9 protein-coding genes are annotated in these 14,639 nt (G+C 63.1%); 4 read left to right on the top strand and 5 right to left on the bottom strand.

Going from position 1 to position 14,639, the window contains the following annotated elements; translation table 11 throughout:
* Positions 1 to 9: 9 nt before the first annotated feature.
* The gene (locus tag AC6CIG_RS15360; protein ID WP_127709066.1) at positions 10 to 900 is read right to left on the bottom strand and encodes a proline iminopeptidase-family hydrolase; all 891 of its coding nucleotides are present in this window, start codon (positions 898 to 900) and stop codon (positions 10 to 12) included.
* Between the two features lie 124 nt (positions 901 to 1,024).
* Here AC6CIG_RS15360 and AC6CIG_RS15365 point away from each other — a divergent pair, with 124 nt between their 5' ends.
* Positions 1,025 to 1,807: a helix-turn-helix transcriptional regulator gene (locus AC6CIG_RS15365; RefSeq protein WP_018096762.1), complete on the top strand. Its 783-nt coding sequence runs from the start codon at positions 1,025 to 1,027 to the stop codon at positions 1,805 to 1,807.
* Between the two features lie 53 nt (positions 1,808 to 1,860).
* Complete coding sequence (locus AC6CIG_RS15370) at positions 1,861 to 2,784, top strand: proline iminopeptidase-family hydrolase (RefSeq protein WP_164866791.1); 924 nt, start codon at positions 1,861 to 1,863, stop codon at positions 2,782 to 2,784.
* A 30-nt stretch (positions 2,785 to 2,814) separates the two neighbouring features.
* Here the strand turns inward: AC6CIG_RS15370 and AC6CIG_RS15375 are convergent, their stop codons facing one another.
* The gene (locus AC6CIG_RS15375) at positions 2,815 to 3,810 is read right to left on the bottom strand and encodes a bile acid:sodium symporter family protein (protein ID WP_127709062.1); all 996 of its coding nucleotides are present in this window, start codon (positions 3,808 to 3,810) and stop codon (positions 2,815 to 2,817) included.
* 226 nt (positions 3,811 to 4,036) lie between these two features.
* A complete protein-coding gene (locus AC6CIG_RS15380; RefSeq protein WP_018096766.1) occupies positions 4,037 to 5,083 on the bottom strand; it encodes a threonine aldolase family protein in 1,047 nt (348 codons plus the stop codon).
* A gap of 577 nt (positions 5,084 to 5,660) precedes the next feature.
* On the opposite strand from AC6CIG_RS15380, the gene gltB reads away from it, so the two are divergent.
* Together gltB and AC6CIG_RS15390 are read left to right on the top strand one after the other, a co-directional pair.
* Positions 5,661 to 10,385, top strand: a complete 4,725-nt coding sequence (gltB, locus tag AC6CIG_RS15385; protein WP_127709059.1) for a glutamate synthase large subunit — start codon at positions 5,661 to 5,663, stop codon at positions 10,383 to 10,385.
* Positions 10,386 to 10,482: 97 nt separating this feature from the next.
* Positions 10,483 to 11,940, top strand: a complete 1,458-nt coding sequence (locus AC6CIG_RS15390; protein ID WP_127709057.1) for a glutamate synthase subunit beta — start codon at positions 10,483 to 10,485, stop codon at positions 11,938 to 11,940.
* A 72-nt stretch (positions 11,941 to 12,012) separates the two neighbouring features.
* Here AC6CIG_RS15390 and AC6CIG_RS15395 read toward each other — a convergent pair whose 3' ends face one another.
* Positions 12,013 to 13,275: an SGNH/GDSL hydrolase family protein gene (locus AC6CIG_RS15395; RefSeq protein ID WP_437408105.1), complete on the bottom strand. Its 1,263-nt coding sequence runs from the start codon at positions 13,273 to 13,275 to the stop codon at positions 12,013 to 12,015.
* 104 nt (positions 13,276 to 13,379) lie between these two features.
* Positions 13,380 to 14,597 carry a lytic murein transglycosylase gene (locus AC6CIG_RS15400; protein WP_018096770.1) on the bottom strand — a complete coding sequence of 406 codons (1,218 nt, stop codon included), beginning with the start codon at positions 14,595 to 14,597 and terminating at the stop codon, positions 13,380 to 13,382.
* Positions 14,598 to 14,639 lie beyond the last annotated feature (42 nt).

The raw sequence follows: 14,639 nt of genomic DNA on the forward strand, positions 1-14,639 counted from the left end.
TGTTTTGCATCAGTTCGGCCTGTGCCGCGACAGGAAATCGATCAGCGCAGGATAATAGTCCGCCGGGTTCTCGTAGAACGGCATGTGGCTTGCGTTGGCAAAAACCCTGAGTTCGGCCTCGGGGAGGGCGAGCTTCATCTTCAACGCGCAGGCCGGCGTGAGCTCGTCGTGTTCTCCCGTGGTGATCAGCGTCGGAACCTTGATGCCGGGGAGGTCGGGAATGCGGTTCCAGTCCTTGAGATTGCCGATATAGAGAAACTCGTTCGGGCCCTGCATCGTGCCGTAGGGACCCATGTTCCAGTCGTCCAGGGACCGGCGTACCGGCGCGGGCCATTCCGGCAGGCGGCAGACATGGCGATAGTTCAGGATGGTGATGGCAGCCAAATATTCGGGATGATCGTATGTGCCCTGCGCCTCGTGCTTCTGCATCATGGCGACGGTCTCCGGGCCGAGGGCGGCGCGCAGCCGCTCAAGCTCGGTGACGAGGTGCGGCATGTCGGCGACCGTATCCTCCAGGATCAGCGTCTGCAGGTTTTCCGGGTATGTCAGCGCGTAGTCGATCGCCAGCCAGCCGCCCCAGGAATGGCCGAGCATGTGCACCTTGCCGAGCCCCAGCGCCTTGCGAACCGTTTCGGTTTCCTCGACATACCGGCCGATCGTCCAGAGCGAAGGATCGGTCGGGCGGTCGGAGGCGCCGGTGCCGAGCTGATCGAAGGCGACGACGCGATAGCCCTTGTCGATGAGGCACGAATGGGCCTCGCGCAGATAGTCACAGGGTAGTCCCGGCCCGCCATTCAGGCAGAACAAGGTCTCCGGGCCCGAACCGAAGCTGTAGGCCACCACCTTGTAGCCATCGACTTCGATTTCGTGTCGCGCCTCCGGCTCGATATCACGCCACATTGACCGCCCCGGCAAGAAACTGCTTGCTCAATATTTGAGCACGGCTAAATTTTATCCGAAAGGCCGACCGGCGCCCAGCTATAAGAAGTGATAGGTTGGCGAGTGAGCGGGACCGGAGACAAGGATGTTTGACGAACTCGGGACGATCAGGAACCAGTTCACCGCGCACGACACGCTGGATGGCCGTATAGACCAGGTGTTCGAGGCGATGAAGGCGATCGGCTTCGAGGCGCTGATCTACGATTATACGCCGGTGCCCCGCGATCTCGACGGCACCATCATGGTCCCGTCGCTGCTGAAACTTCGCAACATCTCTGAGGATATGCACGACTACTGGTTCGATCGCGGCTATTTCCGCATCGATCCCGTGCAGCAGGTGGCGCTGCGCACGTCAACACCGTTCTTTTGGAACTATGATCCCGATGCGGACACGCTGATCAGACGCTTCATGAGCGATGATACGGCGCCCGTCGCCCGCTATCTGAGCGAACGGGACATGTCGACCGGCGTCACCGTTCCGGTCCACATGCCGCGCGGCGACTATGCGACGGTCACGGGTGTGCGTTTCGGCGGCAACCGGGCATTCGAGCGGCATGCGCTGCGGTACATCGCCGATTTCAACCTGCTCGCCCATGTGTTTCACGAGGCGGCCTATTCGCTGTTCGACGCGCAGGCCTTCAACGCCGGCACCGCGAGGCTGACGGAGCGGGAGCGCGAATGCCTCCGCCATTCCGCCGAGGGTCACTCGGCCAAGGAAATTTCGCGTATCATCCACCGTTCTGTGCCGACCGTGGTCATGCATCTCAACGCCGCGGCCAAGAAACTCGGCGCTAAGAACCGGACCCAGGCGGTTGTCCGCGCCACGCACTACCGGCTGCTCGAAGAGCGCCCATCCTATAACTTGTGATAGCTGCCACGGCTTGAAACCCCGCGTTATGTTCCCTCCGTTGTCCGTCAGACATGGAGATGCATGTGGCCGCCGTCGCGTCGAAGGAAGCCTTCCTGCCCTTTCGCGAGTACCAGACCTGGTATCGCATCACCGGTTCGCTCGACAGCGGCAAGCTGCCGCTGGTCGTTGCCCACGGCGGACCGGGCTGCACCCACGACTACGTCGATTCCTTCAAGGAGATCAGCGAGATCGACGGACGCGCGGTCATTCACTACGACCAGCTCGGCAACGGCAACTCCACGCGCCTTCCGGACAAGGGCCCGGATTTCTGGACGCCCGCTTTGTTCCTCGGGGAACTCGACGCGCTGCTGAAGCATCTGGACATCCAGGATCGCTATGCCTTTCTCGGACAGTCCTGGGGCGGCATGCTGGGTGCGGAACATGCGGTTCTGAAGCCCACGGGTCTGAAGGCGCTGGTCATCGCCAATTCGCCGGCCAACATGCATACCTGGGTGGCGGAAGCCAATCGCCTGCGCGGGGAACTGCCGAAGGCGGTTCAGGATACGCTGCTCAGGCATGAGCAGGCCGGGACGATTACCGATCCGGAATACATCGCCGCCTCGCGCGTCTTCTACGACCGCCATGTCTGCCGCGTCACCCCGTGGCCTGCCGAAGTCGCGCGCACCTTTGCGATCATGGACGAGGACAATACGGTCTATCGCAACATGAACGGCCCGACCGAGTTCCACGTAATAGGCACGATGAAGGACTGGACGATCGAGGACCGGCTGATGCGGATCGAAGCGCCGACCCTTTTGATTTCCGGAAAATACGACGAGGCCACGCCGCTCGTCGTCAAGCCGTATGTGGATCGCGTGAAGGGCTGCGAATGGGTGCTGTTCGAGCATTCCAGCCACATGCCGCATGTGGAGGAGAAGGACTTGTGCCTGGAAACGGTCTCTCGTTTCCTGTCATCCCACGATACCGACGCTTGATAAGACGACGCGCCGTTTCGTTTATGCTCCTCAGGTGGGCGTAGCCGGGACGGCGTTTCCTTCGAGCTCTGCCGCCTTGGCGGCATAGCGCTGGGCAATGACCGCACAGGCCATCAACTGGATCTGATGGAACAGCATGACCGGCAGGACGATCATGCCGATGTTCTGCCCGGCGAAGATCGCGCTTGCCATCGGAATGCCGCTCGCCAGGCTCTTCTTCGATCCGCAGAAGGTGATGGCGATTTCGTCCGCGCGGTCGAAGCCGAGAAGCCGGCTGCCGAATGTGGTGGCCGCCAGAATAAGCGCGAGGAGAGCAATCTCGATTAGCGTCAAAACCGTGAGGTCCGTCAGGGTGAAGGACTGCCAGAGGCCGGCGGTGACGGCCTGGCTGAAAGCCAGATAGACGACCATCAGGATCGAACCGCGGTCGACCGGTGCGAGCAGTTTCTTGCGGGCGCGAATCCAGCCGCCGATCCAGGGCTGCAGGATCTGGCCTGCGACGAAGGGCGCAAGCAGCTGCAGGAGGATCTGTTCGATCGCGTCGAGCGATACGCCACCATGTCCGCCGGCCGAGAAGATGACGCCGACGAGAAGCGGCGTCAGGAACACGCCCAAGATGTTGGATGCCGACGCCGCGCAGACGGCTGCCGGAACATTGCCGCCGGCCATCGACGTGAACGCGATCGACGACTGTACCGTCGAAGGCAGAACGCAGAGGAAAAGGATGCCGGTATAGAGCGACGGCGGCAGGATCCATGGCGGGACGAAACCGACCAGGAGGCCGATGAGCGGGAAAAGGGCGAAAGTCGAAAACAGAATCGCCAGGTGCAGCCGCCAATGCAGGAAACCGGCAATGACGACCTCGCGCGAAAGCCGTGCGCCGTGGAGAAAGAAGATCAGGCCGACGCCAAGCTTCGTCGCGATGGCGAACCAGGCCGCGGCGGCTCCGTCGATGGGCAAAACCGCTGCGAGAGCGACTGTCAGCATCAGGAGGATGGTAAAGGTGTCGGGGAGATAGCGGCGCATGGTGCTTGCCGTGTAAGCCCAACCGGAAGCCGGATGCAAGCACTAGATCACGATGTTTTCAGATCCGGTCGACCAAAAACATGAACGTGATCGCTTCCGAGAAGTTGAGACGCGGAATGCGGGCGGAAAACCGCACGCACTTTTCCTCATCCCGCTCCATCGGTCGCAATGCGCGCCGCATTCAAGCGATTTCATGCGGCGCGCTTCGACATCTGCCATATCCGCATCAGCAGGCGGCGACGAAACGGTCGACGTCCTCGGCGCGGGTGGCGAAGCTGGTGACCAGGCGATAGAGCCCTTCGTCTTCCGCGAGGTTGCCTTCGAGATCGTGCGGCACTTCCCAATCGTAGAAAAGGCCGCCCTGCTGCTGCAGCCGGCCGGCGGCCTCCCGCTTCAGTACGACGAAGACTTCGTTGGCATCCGGCGCCCAGGCGAGCCGGCTCTCGGCCGAAGCGGTGATGCCGTCGGCGAGGCGCCGCGCCATCGCGTTGGCGTGGCGCGCGAGATCGAGCCAGAGATCTCCGGCGAAATAGGCGTCGAACTGGGCGGCGACGAAGCGCGACTTGGAGAAGAGCTGAGCCGAGCGCTTGCGCAGGAAGTGCATCTCCTGCGCCTTCGAAAGGTCGAAGAGCACCAGCGCCTCGGCGCACCAGCAGCCGTTTTTGGTTCCGCCGAAGGAGAGCAGATCGACGCCACGCTTCCAGGTCATCTCGGCCGGTGTCGTCCCAAGGCTGACCAGGGCATTGGCGAAACGAGCGCCATCCATGTGCAGCGGTATTTTATGAGACCGGGCGATCGAGGCGATCGTTTCGATCTGGTCGAGCGAATAGACGGTGCCGCTCTCGGTCGCCTGCGTCACCGTCACCGCCATCGGCTGACCGCCATGGACGTTCTCCTTCGGGAACCGCCGAATTTCGGCCTCGAGCTTCGCCGGCTCCATCTTGCCGCGGGCGCCCCCGACCGGGCACAGCCTCGCGCCGTGCGAAAAGAACTCCGGCGCGCCGCACTCGTCGACGTTCACATGCGCTTCGCGATGGCAGAAAGCGATTCCGCCCGCCCGATTGGCGCTCGAAAGTGCAAGGGAGTTTGCGGCGGTTCCGGTGCCCACGAAGAATACCGCGACCTCCCTCTCGAAAATCTCCGAAAAGCGCTGTTCCACCTTCCGATCGAGCTCGCTCGTGCCGTAGGCGGAAGCATAGCCCTGCGCATTCGTGACCAGACTTTCGGCAATCGCCGGATGGGCGCCGGCCCAGTTGTCGGAGGAGAAGATCATCTGAAGTTTACCCTGTTTACATCGAGCCACGCCGTGCGGAGCGCGCGCCGGCGCGACCATAGCCGAGTCCCGTCGGCAAGCAAACGGCTGCGCGCGACTGTGCCTGCCTTGTAGTGCCAACCGGAGACCAGTTTGAAACCAAAGTAAAGAAAGTGCCGGATACGGGTAATTAAATTTCAAACCCGGGTAATTTCCGGCAATGTTCGGCAAAATCTCTCGCATTATTTGCGGCCGAGGCCCTTGCGAAGGAGGGCGGTTTCTGGCATAGAGCGCATGAAATAGGACAGGTTTGCTGTCCTATTTCGGTCTAGGGGCCGGAACAATCGCCGGAAGCACCGTGAAAAGCGGCAGCCGGCGTGAAGCGCGAGGGGGTTTCGCCGGATTTCATCCGGTCGTTATTCCTTGGCGTCAGGATGGTCGCGGACATCGGTGCCTGACGCGGCCGCGCTTCATTTGCGACCTGATCAGGATCATGCGACGATAAAGCCCGGCTTGCCGCCGTGCGAAAAGCACCATGCGGCAACTGCGTGCGGGCCGCGTTATGCCCGGAATTCCCGGGTTCAACAGGAGGGAAAAGATGACGGATCATTCGCCATCACGACAGATTGGGCTCAACCTCGCACAAGACGCTGCGACGGCTGTGAAAACGCCCGCATTCCCCTCCGGCCTGCCGCGAAAACAGGGGCTGTACGATCCACGAAACGAACATGACGCCTGCGGCGTCGGCTTCGTAGCCCATCTCAAGGGCGAGAAGTCGCATCAGATCGTGCGCGACGGCCTCTTCATGCTCGAAAACCTGACCCATCGCGGAGCGGTCGGTGCCGACCCGCTGATGGGCGACGGCGCGGGCATTCTGGTCCAGATCCCCGACCGCTTCTTCCGCGAGGAGATGGCGAAACAGGGCGTCACCCTGCCGAGGGCCGGCGAATATGCGGTCGGCTATCTCTTCATGCCGCGCGATGAGAAGCTCATTGCCCATTTCAAGGAGGTGATCAGCGAAGTCGTGGCCGAGGAAGGGCAGATAATGCTCGGCTTCCGCGACGTGCCGGTCGATAATGCGTCTCTCTCCAAGGCGCCCGACATCGCCGCGACCGAGCCGCACCATGTCCAGGTGTTCATCGGCGCTGGCCGGGAGGCCGCGAGCAGCGATGAATTCGAACGGCGGCTGTTCACGCTTCGCAAGGTGATCTCCAACCGCATCTATGCGGAAGCCGATGGTGGCGATCTCGGCTTCTATATCGTGTCGCTGTCGACCACCACCATCGTCTACAAGGGCATGTTCCTCGCCTACCAGGTGGGTGCCTATTACAAGGACCTCGCCGACGAGCGCTTCCAGTCGGCCGTCGCACTCGTGCACCAGCGCTTCTCGACCAACACCTTCCCGTCCTGGAAGCTCGCCCATCCCTATCGGATGGTTGCGCATAACGGCGAGATCAACACGCTGCGCGGCAACGTCAACTGGATGGCCGCACGGCAGGCTTCCGTTTCCTCGCCGCTCTTCGGCGACGACATTTCCAAGCTCTGGCCGATCTCCTATGAAGGGCAGTCGGACACGGCCTGTTTCGACAATGCGCTCGAATTCCTCGTGCGCGGCGGTTATTCGCTTTCGCATGCCGTCATGATGCTGATCCCCGAGGCCTGGGCCGGCAACCAGCTCATGTCGCCTGAGCGCAAGGCCTTCTACGAATATCATGCGGCGCTGATGGAGCCGTGGGACGGACCGGCGGCGGTCGCCTTCACCGACGGCCGCCAGATCGGCGCCACGCTCGACCGCAACGGCCTGCGTCCGGCGCGCTACATCGTCACCAGCGACGACCGCGTCATCATGGCGTCGGAGGCCGGCGTGCTGCCGGTCGCCGAAGACAAGATCGTCAAGAAATGGCGGCTGCAGCCCGGCAAGATGCTGCTGATCGACATGGAAGAGGGGCGTATCATCTCCGACGAGGAGGTGAAGTCGTCGCTCGCCGGCAAGCATCCCTATCGCCAATGGCTCGACAACACCCAGTTGATCCTCGAAGAACTGAAGCCGGTCGAGCCGCGGGCGCTGCGGCGCGACGTGTCGCTGATCGACCGCCAGCAGGCCTTCGGTTACACCCATGAGGACACGAAGCTCCTGATGTCGCCGATGGCGACGACCGGTCAGGAGGCGATCGGATCCATGGGCACAGACACGCCGATCTCGGCGATGTCCGACAAGCCGAAGCTGCTCTACACCTATTTCAAGCAGAACTTCGCGCAGGTCACCAACCCGCCGATCGATCCGATCCGCGAGGAACTGGTGATGAGCCTCGTCTCCTTCATCGGCCCGCGCCCGAACATCCTCGACCACGAGGGCATGGCGCATGCGAAGCGGCTGGAAGTCCGCCAGCCGATCCTGACCAATGGCGACCTCGAGAAGATCCGCTCGATCGGCCACACCGAAGACCGCTTCGACACGAAGACGCTCGACTTCACCTATGACATTTCGCGCGGTGCCGAAGGCATGCTGGAAATGCTCGATCGTCTCTGCGAAAGGGCGGAAGCGGCAGTCAAGGGCGGCTACAACATCATCGTGCTTTCCGACCGGCAGATCGGTCCCGATCGCGTGGCGATTCCGGCGCTGCTCGCGACCGCGGCCGTCCATCACCACCTGATCCGCAAGGGTCTGCGCACGTCGGTCGGCCTCGTCGTCGAGTCGGGCGAACCGCGCGAAATTCATCATTTCTGCCTGCTCGCCGGCTACGGCGCGGAAGCGATCAACCCCTACCTCGCCTTCGACACGCTCGTCGACATGCACAAGCGCGGCGAGTTTCCGAAGGAAGTCGACGAGAAGGAAGTCGTCTACCGCTACATCAAGGCGGTCGGCAAAGGCATCCTCAAGGTCATGTCCAAAATGGGCATTTCCACCTACCAGTCCTATTGCGGCGCGCAGATATTCGACGCCGTCGGCCTTTCGTCCGCGCTGGTCGGCAAGTACTTCTTCGGTACTGCGACGACGATCGAAGGCATCGGCCTCGAGGAGATCGCTGCCGAAACCGTGGCGCGTCACAAGGCGGCCTTCGGAAGCGATCCGGTGCTTGCCAATACGCTCGACATCGGCGGCGAATATGCCTTCCGGATGCGCGGCGAAAGCCATGCCTGGACGCCGGACGCCATCGCCTCGCTGCAGCATGCCGTGCGCGGCAATGCCGAGGACCGCTATCGCGAATTCTCGGCGACGATGAACGAGTCGGCGAGCCGCATGAACACGATCCGTGGGCTCTTCACGATCAAGGGGGCCGAGGCGGCTGGCCGCAAGCCGATCCCGATCGAAGAGGTCGAGCCGGCTGCGGAGATCGTCAAGCGCTTCTCGACGGGCGCCATGTCTTTCGGCTCGATCAGCCGCGAGGCGCATACCACGCTCGCGGTCGCGATGAACCGGATCGGCGGCAAGTCCAACACCGGCGAAGGCGGCGAGGAGAGCGATCGCTACCTGCCGCTGCCGGACGGCTCTGCGAACCCCGAGCGGTCGGCGATCAAGCAGATCGCCTCCGGCCGCTTCGGCGTCACCACCGAATATCTGGTCAATGCCGACGTTCTGCAGATCAAGGTGGCGCAGGGCGCAAAGCCCGGCGAAGGCGGCCAGCTGCCGGGTCACAAGGTAGATGCGACCGTCGCCAAGACGCGGCATTCGACACCGGGTGTCGGCCTGATCTCGCCGCCGCCGCATCATGACATCTATTCGATCGAGGATCTGGCGCAGCTGATCTACGACCTGAAGAACGTCAACCCGGAAGCCGATGTCTCGGTCAAGCTGGTATCGGAAGTGGGTGTCGGCACCGTTGCGGCCGGCGTTGCCAAGGCACGCGCCGATCACATCACCATTGCCGGCTTCGACGGGGGCACCGGTGCTTCGCCGCTGACCTCGCTGAAGCATGCGGGTAGTCCGTGGGAGATCGGCCTTGCCGAAACGCAGCAGACGCTGGTGCTCAACGGTCTGCGCTCCCGCATCGCGCTGCAGGTCGATGGCGGCCTGAAGACCGGCCGTGACGTCGTCATCGGAGCGCTGCTCGGCGCCGACGAATTCGGCTTCGCGACCGCGCCGCTGATCGCGGCCGGCTGCATCATGATGCGCAAGTGTCACCTGAACACCTGTCCCGTCGGCGTCGCCACCCAGGATCCGGTGCTCCGGAAGCGCTTCAAGGGGACGCCGGAGCATGTCGTCAACTACTTCTTCTTCGTTGCGGAGGAAGTGCGCGAGATCCTCGCATCGCTTGGCGCCAGAAAGCTCGACGACATCATCGGAGCCTCGGATCTGCTCGACCGCGACCGGATGATCGAGCACTGGAAGGCGAGGGGCCTCGACTTCTCGAAGATCTTCCACAAGGTGGAGGCTCCGAAGGAAGCGACCTATTGGACGGAGCGCCAGAACCATCCGATCGACGACATTCTCGACCGCAGGCTGATCGAGAAGGCGAAGCTCGCGCTCGAGACCAAGGTGCCGGTCGCCTTCGAAGCCGGGATCAGGAACGTCGACCGTTCGGCCGGCGCGATGCTTTCGGGCGCGCTTGCCAAGCGCTGGGGCCACAAGGGGCTGAAGGACGATACGATCCACGTGACCCTCAAGGGCACGGCTGGGCAGTCCTTCGGCGCGTTCCTCGCCCGCGGCATCACCTTCGATCTCGTGGGAGACGGCAACGACTATGTCGGCAAGGGCCTCTCGGGCGGGCGCATCATCGTCCGGCCGCCGGAGAACGCTCGGATCGTGCCGCACCAGTCGATCATCGTCGGCAACACCGTGCTTTACGGCGCGATTTCCGGAGAGTGCTACTTCAACGGCGTCGCCGGTGAACGCTTTGCCGTGCGCAATTCCGGTGCGATCGCGGTCGTGGAAGGCGTCGGCGATCACGGCTGCGAATACATGACCGGCGGCGTCGTCGTCGTTCTCGGCGGCACGGGCCGCAACTTCGCGGCCGGCATGTCGGGCGGTGTCGCTTACGTGCTCGACGAGGAGGGCGACTTCGCCCGGCGCTGTAACATGGCCATGGTCGAACTGCAGCCGGTTCCGGAGGAGGACGACATGCTGGAGAAGCTGCATCACCACGGCGGCGACCTCATGCACAAGGGCATGGTGGACGTCTCGGGCGACATGACGCGCCACGACGAGGAGCGCCTCTACCAGCTCATCTCGAACCACCTGCACTATACGGGTTCGGTCCGCGCCAAGGAGATCCTCGATCGCTGGGCGGACTACCGGCCGAAATTCCGCAAGGTGATGCCGGTAGAGTACCGCCGCGCGCTCGAGGACATGGAGCGCATGAAGATGGCTGAAGCGGCCGAGTAACCGGCCCTCGTGAATACGGCTCCCGGCCCGCCCGGGTCAGGGGCCATCACGCGCGCTCGAGCGCGCCTGTTGAGATTGAAGATGTCAGGATCATAAGATGGGCAAGGTTACTGGGTTTTTGGAGATCGACCGGCAGGTGGCGAAGTACCAGCCGGCATCCGACCGCATCCGCCATTTCCGCGAATTCACCATTCCGATGTCCGATCAGGAAGTGCAGAAGCAGTCCGCTCGCTGCATGGACTGCGGCATTCCCTATTGTCACGGGCCGACGGGGTGCCCGGTGCACAACCAGATCCCGGACTGGAACGACCTCGTTTATAACGGCAATTGGGACGAGGCGATCCGCAACCTGCACTCGACCAACAACTTCCCGGAATTTACCGGCCGCGTCTGCCCGGCGCCCTGCGAGGAAGCCTGCACGCTGAACCTCGAAGACGTGCCGGTGGCGATCAAGACGGTCGAGCAGGCGATTGCCGACAAGGCCTATGAGATGGGCTATATCGTGCCGCAGCCGGCCGTGACCAAGACCGGCAAGAAGGTCGCGGTCATCGGCTCCGGGCCCGCCGGCATGGCGGCTGCCCAGCAACTGGCGCGCGCCGGCCACGAGGTGCATGTCTACGAACGCGAGTCCAAGCCCGGCGGGCTGCTGCGCTACGGCATTCCCGATTTCAAGATGGAGAAGAACTTCATCGACCGTCGCGTCGAGCAGATGCGGGGCGAGGGCGTGACCTTCCATTGCGGCGTCAATGTCGGTGTCGATGTCGCGGTGCAAAAGCTCGTCGATGAAAACGACGCCGTGCTCTATTGCGGCGGCTCCGAGACGCCGCGCGACGCCGGCATCCCCGGCGTGGAGTTGGTCGGCGTGCACGATGCCATGCCTTATCTGGTACAGCAGAACCGTCGCGTCGGCCGCGAGAACATCGACAGCGTGGGCTGGCCGTCCGAGCCGATCCTCGCCGGCGGCAAGCATGTCGTCGTCGTCGGCGGCGGCGACACGGCATCCGACTGTGTCGGGACCGCCTTCCGCCAGGGCGCCGTCAAGGTGACACAGCTCGATATTCGTCCGCAACCGCCCGAGAAGGAAGACAAGCTTGCGGTCTGGCCCTTCTGGGCGACGAAGATGCGCACCTCCTCCAGCCAGGCCGAGGGTGCGGTTCGCGAGTTCCAGGTTGCGACGCTCGAATTTGTCGGCGACGAGGACGGTAATCTCACCGGCGTCAAATGCTGTCAGGTCGACGAGCGCCGCAAGCCGATCGCCGGTACCGAGTTCATCATCAAGGCCGATCTCGCCTTCATCGCCATCGGTTTCCGCGGGCCCTTCGCAGACAGCGTCCTCAAGGATCTCGGCGACAAGCTGACGGTCAACACCGACCGCCGCGGTTCGACCAATGTCGTGGCCAACGAGCGCGACTACAGGACTTCGGTCGACAAATTGTGGGCGGCGGGCGACATTCGCCGCGGCCAGTCGCTCGTCGTATGGGCTATCCGCGAAGGCCGGCAGGCAGCGCGCGCGATCGACGAGGCGCTGATGGGCTGGACGGTGCTGCCGCGGTAGGGCCAGTCCTCGCCGGGCCCGGCAGGCGAATGGGGGGCAAAAACGGAGTTCCCGGAGCCCCGCATTTCCGCATCAACGGGTAGAACTGCCCGGCGGCCCCTGCTTCGTCAGCCGGAAATCGTCGATACGTCCGGCCGGGGCGACGACCACCTCGCCCTTTTCGATCAGCCGGTCGCGCGGGCTCTTGCCCGTGCTCTTGAGGGGCGTGTCGCCGCCGAGAAGGGCGGTCGCTCCATCGAGTTCGGGATCGATGAGGCTGATCGGCTGCGTCTTGATGATATCTTCGTTGGCAAGCGGCTTGCTGACGACCAGGTCCTTCAGGCCTTCCGCACCCGGAACGTCCGTGGACGCTGCCGCTTCGCCCAATAGCTTGCGAATGTCCTTTTCGACATAGAAGGCCAGTTTGCGCTTGCCGGCCTTCGTCAGGTTGATGCCGTCAGAACCCCTGAGGCGGACCTGCTGCCCGTTGATGTCGGAGCCGGTCAGGACGAACTTTCCCCCTTCATCGACGAAGCCGTCCCAGATGTCGATGAACTGGCCGCCGACCTTCTCCACCTCTTCGCGGTAGATTCCGTTGAACGTCACCATGTCGGCGGTCATGGACGTCGATTGGAAGGGCGGCATTCCGACCCAGAGAACCGGACGATTGTCCTTGCGCGCAAGCGTCGCCAGTGCATTGACGCGCTTGCGGTATTCTTCCGTCCAGGCGTCGGTCCGGAACTTCTCCTGCACGTCGCCGATCCGCATCATCTGGCGATCATTGGCGCCGAGGCTCACGACGATGACGGCGGGCTTGAGTTCCGCGATGGCGTCGGGCAGCGCCTTGGGCCAGTCGAAATAGTCGTCGCGGACGATACCCGAGGACCCGTTGGCGCGCGTCTCGATCACGATGCCGGGCGTGGTTTCGAACGCGACCTTCAGACCGTCGCCAAGGCTGCCGGCAACGAAGTCTCCGACCACCAGGACCTTCTTGGCGTCCGGAGATTTCTCCACGACGACCGGCGCGGGCGGCGGCGCCGCGGCGGGCCGCGGCTTGGCCCGGCTCGGGCGCGACTGCCGTGGCTCCGATGGTTGCGCTCGGCGCTTCTGGATGCGCTGCGGCCGCGGCTGGCGCCGAAAATCGTATTGATCCTCGTAATAGACGCGCCTTTGCGGCGTGAAGACGCCGAAGAGCCTTTGCAGCACGTTGCGTCGTGGCACCCGCTCCTGGGCCTCGGCCACAGTGGCAAAGAAACCGGCGGCGACCATCGCCGCAGCGCCGAGCAAGACGGGAGCCAGCCGAAGCAAACGCGAAAACAGTCCCTTCCCGCGGTATCGGATCGTCAGCATGATCATTTCACCGTCGAATGGCAGACATTCCCGCAACCATACGCCAGATCACGGCGATTGGCACCGTTTGATCGGGAATCGCCGTGATGAGAGAAAGCTGCGGGTGCGTTTCACCGGCGCAGGGCGCGCAACAGACGCTGTGTCGGCTCCCCGTCCGGCGCCAGGCCGTTCTGGGTCTGGAACGCCTGGATTGCTGCTTTCGAGCCCGAGCCGAAATTGCCGTCGACTTCGCCGTCGTAATAACCGAGTTCCTTCAACCGGTTCTGCAGCTCGAATTTTTCGCTGATGTCGAGCGAACCGTCCGGACGCGGCCAGCGTTGCTGCATGCCGGCATATCCTGCGATCTGATCCGCAAGAAGCCCGACCCCGAGCGCGTAGGAATCCGAGGCGTTATAGCGCTTGATGACGAAGAAGTTCTTGGTCATCAAGAATCCGGGGCCGTTGCCGCCGCCGGGCAGCTTCAGTTCGGCCCGCATCTTCGGATTGCTGAAGCCCTTGCCGCCCGGGCGGGCGAAGCCGAGGGCCGCCCACTGGCCGAGCGTCTTGGTCTGGCCCGAATATTTCGCCGCATTGGCCGGCGGGACGACCTCGTAACCCCATGTTTCGCCGGGACGCCAGCCGTTCTTCCGCAAGAGATTGGCAGCCGTTGCGAGCGCATCCGGCACTGAGTGCCAGATATCCCGATGGCCGTCGCCGTCGGCATCGACCGCATAGAGCAGGTAGCTCGTCGGAATGAACTGGGTGTGTCCCATGGCGCCCGCCCAGGAACCCGTCAGCTCCCGCGGGGTGATGTCGCCGCTCTGCAGGATCTTCAGTGCCGCGATGAGCTGGGTCTTCGCGAATTTGGACCGCCTTGAGTCGGCATAGGCAAGGGTTGCCAGCGCCCGCGGCACGTAGTGCAGCCGGTCGTCTTTCTGGAGAATCGCGCCGTAGTTCGATTCCATCGACCAGATGGCGAGCAGGATGGATTTGTCGACGCCGTAGTGCCGTTCGAGGGCATTGAGCGTGCGGGCATGCTTCGCCGCCATTTCCTGTCCTATCCGCTTGGTGTACGGATTGACACGCGCGTCGACATACTCCCAGATCTTGTGCTTGAATTCGGGCTGATAAGCGGCCTTCTCCAGCACGGCCGGATCAGGCGTCTTCACGCCGGCGAAGGCCTTGCGATAGGTCGCCTGGCTGATGCCGCTCTTGGCAGCCGTTGCATAGAAGTTATTGATCCAGTTTTGAAAACCCTGATCCGCACGCGCGGGCGACGACCCAAAAGCGGCGGCAACAACGAGAGCGGCGGCGATATGTCGGAAGAACGTCCTGCGGTTTTTCATCATCTGCTGTCGGTTCCGTTTCTCGGTGGAGCGTTCAGCCGGCGT

This window comes from Sinorhizobium sp. GQ132, assembly GCF_059758575.1.

Excerpts from the sequence above, each read along its gene's own strand:
- AC6CIG_RS15360 (WP_127709066.1), bottom strand. The coding sequence starts at position 900 with ATGTGGCGTGATATCGAGCCGGAGGCGCGACACGAAATCGAAGTCGAT.
- AC6CIG_RS15365 (WP_018096762.1), top strand. The coding sequence starts at position 1,025 with ATGTTTGACGAACTCGGGACGATCAGGAACCAGTTCACCGCGCACGAC.
- AC6CIG_RS15370 (WP_164866791.1), top strand. The coding sequence starts at position 1,861 with ATGGAGATGCATGTGGCCGCCGTCGCGTCGAAGGAAGCCTTCCTGCCC.
- AC6CIG_RS15375 (WP_127709062.1), bottom strand. The coding sequence starts at position 3,810 with ATGCGCCGCTATCTCCCCGACACCTTTACCATCCTCCTGATGCTGACA.
- AC6CIG_RS15380 (WP_018096766.1), bottom strand. The coding sequence starts at position 5,083 with ATGATCTTCTCCTCCGACAACTGGGCCGGCGCCCATCCGGCGATTGCC.
- gltB (WP_127709059.1), top strand. The coding sequence starts at position 5,661 with ATGACGGATCATTCGCCATCACGACAGATTGGGCTCAACCTCGCACAA.
- AC6CIG_RS15390 (WP_127709057.1), top strand. The coding sequence starts at position 10,483 with ATGGGCAAGGTTACTGGGTTTTTGGAGATCGACCGGCAGGTGGCGAAG.
- AC6CIG_RS15395 (WP_437408105.1), bottom strand. The coding sequence starts at position 13,275 with ATGATCATGCTGACGATCCGATACCGCGGGAAGGGACTGTTTTCGCGT.
- AC6CIG_RS15400 (WP_018096770.1), bottom strand. The coding sequence starts at position 14,597 with ATGATGAAAAACCGCAGGACGTTCTTCCGACATATCGCCGCCGCTCTC.